The sequence below is a fragment of the Bradyrhizobium sp. SOJA106 genome (assembly GCF_059448745.1).
On sequence record NZ_CM182549.1, the window covers coordinates 5,651,711 to 5,664,176 of the forward strand.

The 12,466-nt window shown below is 65.2% G+C and carries 10 protein-coding genes and 1 riboswitch; of the genes, 4 read left to right on the top strand and 6 right to left on the bottom strand.

Annotation, left to right across the window (positions count from 1 at the left end):
- Positions 1 to 19: 19 nt before the first annotated feature.
- The 3 genes from AC5V87_RS26665 to AC5V87_RS26675 are packed head-to-tail and all read right to left on the bottom strand — an operon-like array spanning position 20 to position 2,646.
- On the bottom strand, positions 20 to 895 hold the full coding sequence (locus tag AC5V87_RS26665) for a sulfurtransferase (RefSeq protein WP_495368191.1): 876 nt from the start codon (positions 893 to 895) through the stop codon (positions 20 to 22).
- Between the two features lie 60 nt (positions 896 to 955).
- A complete protein-coding gene (locus tag AC5V87_RS26670; RefSeq protein ID WP_495368192.1) occupies positions 956 to 2,068 on the bottom strand; it encodes an acyl-CoA dehydrogenase family protein in 1,113 nt (370 codons plus the stop codon).
- Between the two features lie 35 nt (positions 2,069 to 2,103).
- Positions 2,104 to 2,646 (bottom strand): OsmC family protein, encoded by a 543-nt coding sequence (locus AC5V87_RS26675; protein ID WP_456837619.1) that lies wholly within the window; start codon positions 2,644 to 2,646, stop codon positions 2,104 to 2,106.
- 246 nt (positions 2,647 to 2,892) lie between these two features.
- On the opposite strand from AC5V87_RS26675, the gene AC5V87_RS26680 reads away from it, so the two are divergent.
- Entirely contained in the window at positions 2,893 to 3,546 is a 654-nt protein-coding gene (locus AC5V87_RS26680; RefSeq protein WP_456837618.1) for a TetR/AcrR family transcriptional regulator, read from the top strand.
- A gap of 122 nt (positions 3,547 to 3,668) precedes the next feature.
- Here AC5V87_RS26680 and AC5V87_RS26685 read toward each other — a convergent pair whose 3' ends face one another.
- Positions 3,669 to 4,868, bottom strand: coding sequence for a TrmJ/YjtD family RNA methyltransferase (locus AC5V87_RS26685; protein WP_495368193.1), 1,200 nt, complete (start codon positions 4,866 to 4,868; stop codon positions 3,669 to 3,671).
- A gap of 339 nt (positions 4,869 to 5,207) precedes the next feature.
- Here AC5V87_RS26685 and AC5V87_RS26690 point away from each other — a divergent pair, with 339 nt between their 5' ends.
- The gene (locus tag AC5V87_RS26690) at positions 5,208 to 6,422 is read left to right on the top strand and encodes an NADP-dependent isocitrate dehydrogenase (protein WP_495368194.1); all 1,215 of its coding nucleotides are present in this window, start codon (positions 5,208 to 5,210) and stop codon (positions 6,420 to 6,422) included.
- Positions 6,423 to 6,550: 128 nt separating this feature from the next.
- On the opposite strand, the gene AC5V87_RS26695 is transcribed toward AC5V87_RS26690, so the two are convergent.
- Positions 6,551 to 7,777, bottom strand: coding sequence for a cyclic nucleotide-gated ion channel (locus AC5V87_RS26695; protein WP_495368195.1), 1,227 nt, complete (start codon positions 7,775 to 7,777; stop codon positions 6,551 to 6,553).
- Positions 7,778 to 7,783: 6 nt separating this feature from the next.
- Complete coding sequence (alaS, locus tag AC5V87_RS26700) at positions 7,784 to 10,465, bottom strand: alanine--tRNA ligase (RefSeq protein WP_495368196.1); 2,682 nt, start codon at positions 10,463 to 10,465, stop codon at positions 7,784 to 7,786.
- A 222-nt stretch (positions 10,466 to 10,687) separates the two neighbouring features.
- Positions 10,688 to 10,776, top strand: a riboswitch (glycine riboswitch).
- Positions 10,777 to 10,922: 146 nt separating this feature from the next.
- On the opposite strand from alaS, the gene gcvT reads away from it, so the two are divergent.
- Positions 10,923 to 12,071, top strand: a complete 1,149-nt coding sequence (gene gcvT, locus AC5V87_RS26705) for a glycine cleavage system aminomethyltransferase GcvT (protein WP_495368197.1) — start codon at positions 10,923 to 10,925, stop codon at positions 12,069 to 12,071.
- Positions 12,072 to 12,080: 9 nt separating this feature from the next.
- Positions 12,081 to 12,449, top strand: a complete 369-nt coding sequence (gcvH, locus tag AC5V87_RS26710; RefSeq protein ID WP_456837612.1) for a glycine cleavage system protein GcvH — start codon at positions 12,081 to 12,083, stop codon at positions 12,447 to 12,449.
- Positions 12,450 to 12,466 lie beyond the last annotated feature (17 nt).

Sequence of the window (12,466 nt, forward strand, 5' to 3'; positions counted from 1 at the left end):
CGAAGGACGAGGCGCGCGCTCAAGCCGCCTTGGTCGTCACACCTGCCATCGGCAGCCCCTGCTCGATTGGCAGCGAGGGATCGCGCGACCATTCATTCCAGGAGCCGAAATACATCCGCACGTCCTTCACGCCGGCGTTCTTCAGCGCGAGGAACGTGTTCGAGGCGCGCGCGCCCTTGAAGCAGTAGAGATAGACCGGCGTGGTCTGCGAGATGCCGACCGTGGCGCATTCGGCCAGAATCTCGTCCTTGGACTTGAAGCGCGGGCCTTCGGCTGTCGGCTTCATCATCCGATACCATTCCAGCCACACCGCGCCCGGAATGCGGCCCTTGCGCGGGCAGAAATCCTTGCCGTACGGGGAGGAGCTGTCACCGATCCACTCGTCGACGTCCCGCACATCGAGGATCGCGATGCCCGGCTTGCCGACCGCGGCGAGCATGGTCTTGGCGTCGATCAGGATCTCACCGGCTTCAGGCACGACCGCGAACGAAGCCTTCACTGGCGTCGGCACGTCCTTGGTCACCGGCAAGCCCGCCGCCGACCAGGCGTCGAAGCCGCCATGCAGCACCTTCACCTTGGGATAGCCGAGCATGGTGAGCAGGTAATAGCCGCGGCAGGACTGGCCGAAGCCGGAGTTCATCGACTGCTCGTAGACCACGGCGGTCTCCTTGCCCGAAAGGCCGGCAGCGCCGAACGCATCGGCGAATTTGGTCTTCAGCTCGGCGATGCCATCCGGCGTCGAGGTCGCGAGGAAGGTGAAGATTTCATGCACGTTGACGGCGTTCGGCAGATGTCCGGCCGCGTAGGCTTCGGGATTGCGGGTGTCGATGATGACACATGGCTCTGTCTTCAAGAGATCGGCGAGTTCGACGGCAGTGATCAGAACGTCAGTCATGGCAGCCTCTCCGTTGAGGTGGGTGGTCACGAGGGTCGTCTTGGGGTGGACTCGTAGAGATCACGCATCGGCGAGCATCTTGCGCAGCTGCTTGGTGGCCGGCGTGACGATCGCAACGAAATAGGCCTCGCGCAGGCGACGCTGCGCGCGATGGCTTTTGAGATAGCCGCGCGCGCCACAATGCAGCATCGCCGCATGGGCCGCCGCGACACTGGCTTCGCCGGCGCGCAGGCGCAGCGCGACCACTTTGCGCCAGTAGGTCTCCTCCTCATTGTAGGGATCGCGCGCCAGCGCCATGGTCTCGCTCTCGAGCTCGGCGGCGAGATCGCGGAAATGGACGGGCTGCTGCGGCAGGTAGCGATTGACGTGGCCGAGGGGACCATCGACCTCGTCCATGATGTTGATGCAGTCCCTGATGACGCCGAGTGCCATGCCGGCCTGGAGCAGGATGAAGCCGGCGCGGATCTTCTTGACGAAGGGTTCGGCGGGATCGGCCAGGATCAGTTCGTCCGGCACGAAGACGTCTCGGAACTGCACGCCATAGGTGCCGGTGCCGTCCATCGCGAGGAACGGCCTGCATGGCGTCAACGTGATCGCGGGGTCCGAGCAATCGGCGAGGAACATCACGAGGCCCTGATCGTCCTCGCATTCGAAGATGGTGCCGAAGAAATGGTCGGGGCCGAGATTGGACACCCAGGGCAACGCGCCGCGCACGATGTAGCCGCCGTCGACCTTCTTCCCCTTCAGCTTCAGTTTCTCGATGCCGAAGAAGCTCTTCATCGGGTTGGACAGCCCGGTGCCGCCGAGCACCCGGCCGGTCGAGAAGGCATCGCCGAAGCGTTTGGCCAGCTTCAAATTAGTCGAGTTCGCTGCGTACCAGACCAGCGTGTTCTGGCACCAGGCCATGAAGGCCGTGGCGCCGCAGACCTCGCCGATCGCCGCCATCGCCTGGATGGCGCAGCGCAGATCGGCGGGACCTTCATGGGGCACGTGGCTGCCCCAGGCGCCCACCGTGCCGAGTTCGCGCAGCACCTCGGACGGATAGACCGATCCGTCGTCGATGCCTGCGGCGAGCGGCGCGAGCCGCTCCCGCGCAATCCGCGCCACCTCGCCGGTGATGGACGGTGCGGGCTGATCCAGAACGGCGGCCCGCGATAAAGCCAGTGAACCCATGATCGTCTCCCGCACCCTGTCCTGCCTGTCCGCCGCTAGATGCCGACCTCGAGATTGACCGGGCGGGTGAAGGTGTTGGCGACCGGCGACCATTTCTTCACATGTCCGACCAGCGCGTTGATCTCGTCCGGCGAGATGCCCTCGCATTCCATGTCGACCTTGACGCGGACATCGGTGAAGCCCACCGGCTTGTCGGAGGTGTCGCCGGTGCCCCAGACTGCGGTGATGTTGAGGTCGCCTTCGAGCTCGAGCTCGAGCTTGTTGACGGTCCAGCCGCGATGCACGGCATTGGCGTGCAGACCGACGGCGAGGCAGGAGCCGAGCGCGGCGAGCGAGGCCTCCGACGGATTGGGCGCGGTGTCGTCGCCGAGTAACCCCGGCGGCTCGTCGACGATGTAGGGCGGCAGGTTGCGGATGTAGTTGGCGTGGCGGAATTTGCCTTCCGCGACCGTCTTGCACTTCAAGGTCTTGATGACCTTCGGATTCGCCTTGCCATTGGCGATCAGTTGCTCGAGGCCATTCTTGTCGATCGGCGCGAGGCAACCCGTCAGCACGGTCTTCTGAACGACGGCAGTCATCTTCTTCTCCCTGGCAGAAGTGAAAATCGGCAGGATACCGAACGGTCTGTTTTCTTGCATGGAGCGTGCCAGAGCAGCCCGAAAACGAAATGCGAAGCATTGTAGCCGCTTAGCCGCCGCTGCCTGCCGATTGACCAGCGCCCGCTTGCTCAAAGGCAATGCAGATGGGCGAGCCTCTGCGAATCTTTTCAGCGCGGAACAGATGCGGCTTGCTGATGCGGCGCGGCTGCGGGTAAGTTTGGACTCATGGCAAAAGCTTCATCGAAGAAGACTGCAAACGCGCCGCATTCGGGCGCAGGCGACGACGAGTCCGCACGTGGGCGCCTGCTCAGCGCCGCAACGCATCTGTTCTGCAAGAACGGCATCAACGCCACCGGCATCGACGCGATCATCGAGGAAGCCGGCACCGCCAAGACCACGCTGTACAAACTGTTCGGCTCCAAGACCAATCTGGTCAACGCGGTGCTGGAGAGCGAAGGCAAGCAGTGGCGCGAATGGTTCATCGGCGCCATGGAAGCGGGTGGCGGCGACGCGCAGGCGAAGCTGGCGCGCATCTTTCCGGCGCTGAAGAGCTGGTTCGCCGAAGAACGCTTTTACGGCTGTCCCTTCATCAATGCGGTCGGCGAGCACGACAAGGACGCCAAGCAATTCCGCAACATCGCGCTGAAGCACAAAAAGATCGTGCTCGGCCACATCGAGAAGCTCGCCGGCGAGCTCGGCTCCAGCGAGCCCGCAGTGCTGGCGCACCAGCTCGGCCTCATCATCGACGGCGCCATCGTCGCGGCGATGATCTCGCGCGACCCGGGCGTGGCCGATACGGCGGCGCTCACGGCCGGCCCCCTGCTCGGGCAGCCTAAGGCGAAGAAGAAGCGCGCGGCGGATCAGCTCGAGACGGTGTGATCCTGGCGTGATCTCGTAGGGTGGGCAAAGCGGAGCGTGCCCGCCATCTCTGCGACACACAAAGTGGTGGGCCCGGCGCTGCGCGCCTTTGCCCACCCTATGAGCCCTGTGCGCGACAAGACCTACGCGCTCTGCTCCACTATCCCCTGCAGCCGCACCAGCTCCGCCTCCAGATCGCGCTCCACGTCAGCGGCTCGGATATCCAGCACCCGATAGTCACGCGCCTCAAGCCACGCCCGCCGCGACGCGCGGTCGGAGGCGATGGTCTCACCCTCGCCTGCGTTCACCAGCTCGATCGCGATCCGGTGCGGGAAGGAGACGAAGTCCGGAATGTGGCGCCCCACCGGGGTCTGGCGCTTGAACTGGCCGGCGAAGCGGCGGTCGCGGGTGAGCGCCTGCCAGAGCAGGCGCTCGGCATCGGTAGGATTGCGGCGGAGCAGGCGCGCGAGCCCGCGCACGGTCGAGGCGCTGTCGGAGGCGCCGCCGGCCTGGCCATGCTCGGCGAGCAGCGCGCGCAGGCGCGTCGCCTGCTCGCCGTCGAGCACGCCGCCCTTGGCCGGGCCCTTGCGTCCCTCGGCGATCGCCATGACGACTCCGTGCAGCGTGTGCATGTCCTGCTTGGTCGGGTCCATCCGGGTGAAGATGTTGCGCAGGTTGACCAGCATGGTGTCGCGCTTCTCGGCCGGCCGCAGGAACTCCACCTTGTCGAGCTCGCGCACGAGGTTCTCGAAGAAGGCCTGGATCTGGTGCTGCGAGGCGCGCTCGGAACGCTCCGGCATGGCATGCGGCAGCGCGCCGGAGGTGGCCCGCTTGAACCATTCATAGCCGACCAGCAGCACGGCCTGGGCAAGGTTGAGCGAGGCAAAGCCCGGATTGACCGGGAAGGTGATGATGCGGTTGGAGAGCCCGACCTCCTCGTTCGTCAGCCCCCAGCGCTCCCGGCCGAACAGGATACCGCACCTGCCGCCGGTCGCGACGTGCCCGGCGATTTCGCTCGCTGCGGCCTCCGGACCGACCACGGGCTTGGCCTGGTCGTGGGGGCGAGCCGTGGTGGCGAACAAGAGGTCGAGGTCGGCGACCGCCTGCTCTACCGTGTCGAACAATTCGACGTTTTCCAGAATATGGTCGGCGCCGGCCGCGGCCCGCTGGGCCGCGATATTCGGCCAGCCGTCCCTGGGATTGACGATGCGCAAGCGGCTCAGCGCGAAATTGCCCATGGCGCGCGCGGCCATGCCGATGTTCTCGCCGAGCTGCGGCTCGACCAGGATGACGATGGGACCATCGAGGGACAGGCCCGCCTTGCTCTTGTCAGTCCCCGACATCTCGCTTCGCTTTCACACTGTCTCTCAAGGCCTTGGCAAGGCGCTCTCAGGAATAGATTCAAGGCCGGACGCAGGGCCGGCCATGGCCGTCAGCCTGTCGTTTGCCTGTCCTGACGAAATTCTCAAGAGAAATAACGGGGTTAGATTCGACTTTTGAATCTCCCCTGAAACTTCATCCGCCCCCGCCGGTAGACCCCGCCCGTCCCCCATCTGTGGAAGCTGGATGAGCTAAAAGTGCATAATCCCTTGGCTTTCGCCCGCTGCTATCAGGTGCTAAGAGGCGGCGGATCTTCACGTTGGCGCGCCACTAGCGCCGTTCCCAAGAGGGCTTCCCCGATCATGGCAAAAATCAAGGTATCCAATCCCGTCGTCGAACTCGATGGCGACGAGATGACCCGGATCATCTGGCAGTACATCAAGGACAAGCTGATCAACCCGTTCCTTGACGTCGAGCTGCTGTATTTCGACCTGGGCATGGAGTACCGCGACCATACCAACGATCAGGTCACCATCGACGCCGCCGAGGCGATCAAGAAGGTCGGCGTCGGCGTCAAGTGCGCCACGATCACCCCGGACGAGGCCCGGGTGAAGGAGTTCAATCTCAAGCAGATGTGGAAGTCGCCGAACGGCACCATCCGCAACATCCTCGGCGGCGTGATCTTCCGCGAGCCGATCATCTGCAAGAACGTGCCGCGCCTCGTTCCCGGTTGGACCAAGCCGATCATCATCGGCCGCCACGCCTATGGTGACCAGTACCGCGCCACCGACATCAAATTCCCGGGCAAGGGCACCCTCTCGCTGAAGTTCGTCGGCGAGGACGGCACCGTGATCGAGAAGGAAGTGTTCAAGGCGCCGGGCGCCGGCGTCGCCATGGAGATGTACAATCTCGACGACTCCATCATCGACTTCGCCCGCGCCTCGTTCAACTACGGCCTCTTGCGCGGCTATCCGGTGTACCTCTCGACCAAGAACACGATCCTCAAGGTCTATGACGGCCGCTTCAAGGACATCTTCCAGGAGATCTTCGACAAGGAGTTCAAGAAGGAGTTCGATGCCAAGGGCCTGACCTACGAGCACCGCCTGATTGACGACATGGTGGCCTCGGCCCTGAAGTGGTCGGGCGGTTATGTCTGGGCCTGCAAGAACTACGACGGCGACGTGCAGTCGGACACGGTGGCGCAGGGCTACGGCTCGCTTGGCCTGATGACCTCGGTGCTGCTCACCCCGGACGGCAAGACCGTGGAAGCCGAAGCTGCCCACGGCACGGTGACCCGCCATTACCGCGAGCACCAGAAGGGCAAGGAGACCTCGACCAACTCGATCGCGTCGATCTTCGCCTGGACCCGCGGCCTGTCGCACCGCGCCAAGCTCGACAACAATGCCGAGCTCGCCAAGTTCGCGGTGACCCTCGAGAAGGTCTGCGTCGACACCGTCGAGGCCGGCTACATGACCAAGGACCTCGCGCTGCTGGTCGGCGCCGACCAGCGCTGGCTCTCGACCACCGGCTTCCTGGACAAGGTCGCGGAAAACCTCGTCAAGGCGATGGCGGCGTAAGCTGCCATCCGCAATTTCGCCCGACTGGGCCAGACATCATCCCGGGCCGCGCCAAAAGCGCGGCCCGTTTCTTTTTCGAGAGCCATTGCGGAGACGCCGGCTACGTTTCAAGAAGAAAGGCTGGCCGCTCAGCGGTCCGTCCCTTCCTTCTCCGCCTGCGCCAGTTCCGCCGCCGCAAGATCGCCGGTCTCCTCCAGCCGCGCTTTTGCGGTTTCGTGGACGTGAGCGGCGAGCGTCGGCATGCGCGCGATCAGGGCGTGAAAGTCCTGGGCGTCGAGCAGCAGGAGCCGCGTCTTGCGCGTCGCCGTCACCGTGCCGCTGCGTTTGGTTTTATGCAGCAGCGCGATCTCGCCGAAGAAGGTGCCGTCGCCGAGCCGCACCTGCTGGCTCGGCAGCGATATCTCGACCTCGCCGGCGGTGATGAAATACATCGACGAGGCGACGTCGCCGCGGCGTACCAGCACCTCGCCCTGCTCGATGGTGCGCGCCCGCAACAGGCGCATGATGTCGGCGATCTCGGCGGCGGAGAGATGCGAGAACAGCGGCACCCGCGCCAGCATGCCCCAGGTGACGACGAAATCGCGCCGCCTCACCTCTTCCGCGAAGGCTGAGGAGATGATCGCGACCGGCAGCGCGATCATGGCAAAGCCCGAGATGATCGCGAACACCGAGATGAATTTGCCGAGCGGCGTCACCGGCACGACGTCGCCATAGCCGACGGTGCCGAGCGTCACGATCGCCCACCACATCGCCTGCGGGATGGTGCCGAGCTTGTCCGGCTGCACGTCGCGCTCGACGGCATAGAGCAGCGAGGCAAACGTCAGCACCACACCGAACAGGATGACGACGCAGCCGATCAGCGCTCTGCGCTCGGCATGCACGGCCGCGAGCAGCGAGCGCATCGCCGGCGAGTAGCGGATCAGCTTGAAGAACGGCAGCACGCCGAGCCCGGCCAGGGTCGCGTGCCGGCCGGTGGCGAGCACGATCGCAGCCGGCAGGAACGCCATGAGGTCGATGATGCCGAGCGCGGAGAAGGCATAAGAGAGCCGGTCGGAGAGCGCCGAGCCCTCGCCCTGGGTGTGCCCCGCCACCGTCCAGAGCCGCGCCAGATATTCAAGCGCGAACACGATCACGGCGAAGACGGCGATCGCGCTGAACAGCGTGTCGAACCGGGCGTCCAGCTCCGGCACCGAGGCCAAAATCATCGCGGCGACGTTGAGCACGATGACGCCGATGATGAGCTGGATGAAGCGCGATCCGACCGAATAGGCCAGCGGATCGTGCTCCAACAATTCGTAGAGGCGATCCCTCAAGTCGGGATCGGAAAGCCCACGTCCTCGCGGAACGAGGCGCATGGTGCTTTACGCAGCCCCCATGGCTTTTTCGATCGCAGCCAGCGCCTCGGTCGCCTTGGCGCCGTCGGGGCCGCCGGCCTGCGCCATGTCGGGCCGGCCGCCGCCACCCTTGCCGCCGAGCGCTTCGGAGGCAACGCGCACCAGGTTCACGGCGTTGAAGCGCGCGGTGAGGTCGGCGGTGACGCCGACCACGACGCCGGCCTTGCCGTCCTCGGTGACGCCGACGATCGCGACCACGCCCGAGCCGATCTGCCTCTTGCCGTCGTCGGCGAGGCTCTTGAGATCCTTCATCTCGATGCCTTCGACCGCGCGCGCCATCAGCTTGACGCCGCCGGCCTCGCGCACGCTTGCCGCTGCGCCATTGCCGCCGGCCGAGGCGCCGCCGCCCATCGCGAGCTTCTTGCGGGCATCGGAGAGCTCGCGCTCGAGCTTCTTGCGCTCCTCCATCAGCGCGGCGATGCGCGCCGGGACGTCGTCGAGCGAGGTGCGCAGCTCGTTGGCCGCAGTCTTCGCCAGCGCCATGGTGTCGTTGGCGTGCTTGCGCGCGTAATTGCCGGTCAGCGCCTCGATGCGGCGGACGCCGGAGGCGACCGCGCTCTCGCTGGTCAGCGTGATCAGGCCGATATCGCCGGTGCGCTTGACATGGGTGCCGCCGCAGAGCTCGACCGACCAGCCGAGCGCATTGGCGCCGCGCTCGCGCGCGGTCCTGCCCATGGAGACGACGCGGACCTCGTCGCCGTACTTCTCGCCGAACAGCGCGCGCGCGCCGGCTTCGCGGGCCTCGTCGACCCCCATCACGCGGGTGGTCACCTCGTCATTTTCCAGCACGACGTCGTTGGCGATGTCCTCGACGCGGGCAAGCTCCTCCGCCGTGATCGGCTTCGGATGCACGAAGTCGAAACGCAGGCGGTCCGGCGCGACCAGCGAGCCGCGCTGGGCGATATGGTCGCCGAGCACCTGGCGCAGCGCCTCGTGGATGAGGTGCGTCGCCGAGTGATGCGCGCGGATCGAGGAGCGCCTGCCGTGATCGACCTCGAGCTGCAGCGCGCTGCCGACCTTCACTTCGCCGCTCTCGACGGTGCCGATATGCACGAAGAAGTCGCCGAGCTTCTTCTGCGTGTCGGTGACGCGGAATTTGACGCCGCCCTCGCCGGTCAGAACGCCGGTGTCGCCGACCTGGCCGCCGGACTCCGCATAGAACGGCGTCTGGTTCAGCACGATCGAACCCGTGTCGCCGGCCTTGAGGCTGGCGACCTCCATGCCGTCCTTCACCAGCGCGGACACCACGCCTTCGGCGCTCTCGGTCTCATAGCCCAGGAATTCGGTCGCCCCGAGCTTCTCGCGCAGCGGGAACCAGATCGCCTCGGAGGCGGCTTCGCCCGAGCCCTTCCAGGACTCGCGCGCCTTGGCCTTCTGCCGCTCCATCGCGTCGGTGAACGCGGCCTGGTCGACGCCGATGCCGCGCGACTTCAGCGCGTCCTGCGTCAGGTCGAGCGGGAAGCCGTAGGTATCGTAGAGCGTGAAGGCGACGTCGCCGTCGAACATGTCGCCCTTCTTCAAGGACGCCGACTTCTCGTCCAGAATTGCCAAGCCGCGCGACAGCGTCTTGCGGAAGCGGGTCTCTTCCAGCCGCAGCGTTTCCTCGATCAGGTTTTCCGCGCGCATCAGGTCGGGATAGGCCTGGCCCATCTCGCGGACCAGCGCCCAGACCAGCCGATGCATCAGCGGCTCCTTGGCACCCAGTAGCTGCGCATGGCGCATCGCGCGGCGCATGATCCGGCGCAGCACGTAGCCGCGGCCCTCATTCGAAGGCAGGACGCCGTCCGCGACCAGGAAAGCCGAGGAACGCAAATGGTCGGCGATGACGCGGAACGAGGCGGCGTTCTGCTGGGTCGGTCCGCTGCCGAGCGCGGACGCGGTCGCGTCGATCAGATGACGGAACAGGTCGGTCTCGAACACGCTGTCGACGCCCTGCAGGATGCAGGCCATGCGCTCGAGGCCCATGCCGGTGTCAATCGAGGGACGCGGCAGATCGACGCGCTCCTCCTTCGTCACCTGCTCATATTGCATGAACACCAGGTTCCAGAACTCGAGGAAGCGGTCGCCGTCCTCTTCCGGCGAGCCCGGAGGTCCGCCCCAGATGTGATCGCCGCGGTCGATAAAAATCTCCGAGCACGGCCCGCACGGGCCGGTGTCGCCCATCGCCCAGAAATTGTCGGAGGTCGGGATGCGGATGATGCGGTCGTCGGAGAAGCCGGCGATCTTCTTCCAGAGGCCATGCGCCTCGTCGTCGGTGTGATAGACGGTGACGAGCAGCTTGTCCTTCTTCAGCCCGAAATCTTTCGTGATGAGCTTCCAGGCGAGCTCGATCGCACGCTCCTTGAAGTAGTCGCCGAAGGAGAAGTTGCCGAGCATCTCGAAGAAGGTGAGATGGCGCGCGGTGTAGCCGACATTGTCGAGGTCGTTGTGCTTGCCGCCGGCGCGCACGCATTTCTGCGACGTGGTGGCGCGCTGATAGGGCCGCTTCTCCACGCCGGTGAAGACGTTCTTGAACTGCACCATGCCGGCATTGGTGAACATCAACGTCGGATCGTTGCGCGGCACCAATGGCGAGGACGACACGATCTCGTGGCCGTTCTCGGCAAAGAAGTTCAGAAAGGTCGACCTGATGTCGTTGACGCCGCTCATGTTCATCCAATCGGGTGTGCTTGGACCCGCCGATTTGCCATCCAAACCTGTCGATTGGGCTGATATCTGCGGGCCAATGCGCTTTTAGACAAGGCCAGCTTCGCTGTCCAGAAACTGTGCAGAGAGATCAGTGGGTTGCCGCAGGCGCGCAATCCCGTTGAAAGCCAAAAGGAGCGCGTTGACAGGCTTGGCTCCCCTGTGGTCTCTACCCATCTGTATCGTACGGCCACGTCGGGAGAGACCGGCTTCATTGCCGGCGCCGAAGGAGCAACCGCCCCGGAAACTCTCAGGCAAAAGGACCGCGTGGCTTTGACGACATCTGGAAAGAGGCGCCGGCGGGCTTAGGGCCCGGATAGCGTCCGCCGACGGGATAATACTCTCAGGCACAGCGACAGATGGGGCTTCGACTGGTTTGTCTCGGGGAATCGTCCCCGGGGAACCGCCGAGGGCCCCTGTGATGCTTGTTCCAGACGACAAGAACTCCCTGAAGCGTACCCCTCTTTACGACCTTCATGTGTCGCTCGGCGGCAAGATGGTGCCGTTCGCGGGCTATGACATGCCTGTGCAGTATCCGGCGGGCGTGCTGAAGGAGCACCTCCAGACACGTTCATCTGCCGGCCTGTTCGACGTCTCTCATATGGGCCAGATCGCGCTCCGGCCGAAATCCGGGAGGATCGAGGACGCCGCCCGCGCGCTGGAACGGCTGGTGCCGCAGGACATCGTGGCGATCGCGCCCGGCCGGCAACGCTACGCCCAGTTCACCAATGAAGATGGCGGCATCCTCGACGATCTCATGGTCGCCAATTTCGGCGACCACCTGTTCCTGGTCGTCAACGCCGCCTGCAAGGACGCGGACGAGGCCCATCTGCGCGCGCATCTCTCGGGCGACTGCATCATCGATTCGCTCGCCGATCGCGCGCTGATCGCGCTCCAGGGCCCGAAGGCTGAGGCCGCGCTGGCGAAATTATGTGCAGAGGCTCCTGCCCTGAAGTTCATGGATGCCGGCCCGCATGAGGTCGCCGGCCTCGCCTGTTTCGTCTCCCGCTCGGGCTACACCGGCGAGGACGGCTTTGAGATTTCGGTCGCCGCTGCTGACGCCGAACGCCTCGCCAAGATGCTTCTGGAAAACCCGGACGTGATGCCAATCGGCCTTGGCGCCCGCGACAGCCTGCGGCTCGAGGCCGGGCTTTGCCTCTATGGTCACGATATCGACACCATGACCACACCGGTCGAAGCCGCGCTGGAATGGTCGGTGCAGAAGAGCCGCCGCACCGGCGGTGTGCGCGCCGGCGGCTTTCCCGGCGCTGAAAAGATCCTCGCTCACTTCGACACCGGCGCATCCCGCCGCCGGGTCGGCCTGCGGGCCGAGGGCCGCGCGCCGGTGCGCGAGGGCGCGCTGCTGTTTGCAGATGACGCAAGCGGCGAGCCCATTGGAAAGGTCACCTCGGGCGGCTTCGGCCCGAGCCTGAATGCGCCGGTGGCGATGGGCTATGTGCCCACGGCGCTGAGCGCGCTCGACACAAAAATCTTCGCCGAGGTGCGCGGGCAACGTTTGCCGCTCACCGTCGCCGCCATGCCCTTCGTGAAAAACACCTACAAACGCTGAGGATCGACAATGACCACGACGCTGTACACTTCCGATCACGAGTGGCTCGCCATCGACGGCGATATCGCCACCGTCGGCATCACCGACTATGCGCAGCAGCAGCTCGGCGACGTCGTGTTCGTCGAATTGCCCAAGATCGGCCGCGCCTTGAAGAAGGCCGAAGCCGCCGCCGTCGTGGAATCCGTGAAGGCCGCCTCTGACGTCTACGCCCCAATCTCGGGCGAAGTGCTCGCGACCAACCCCGAACTCGCCGCCGAGCCGGCGCTGGTGAACACGGACGCACAAGGCAAGGCGTGGTTCTTCAAGATCAAGATTGCCGACAAGAGTGAGCTCGGCGGCCTCATGGATGAAGCCGCCTACAAGGCCCATACGGCGTGAGATGAAGCGAACTCTGA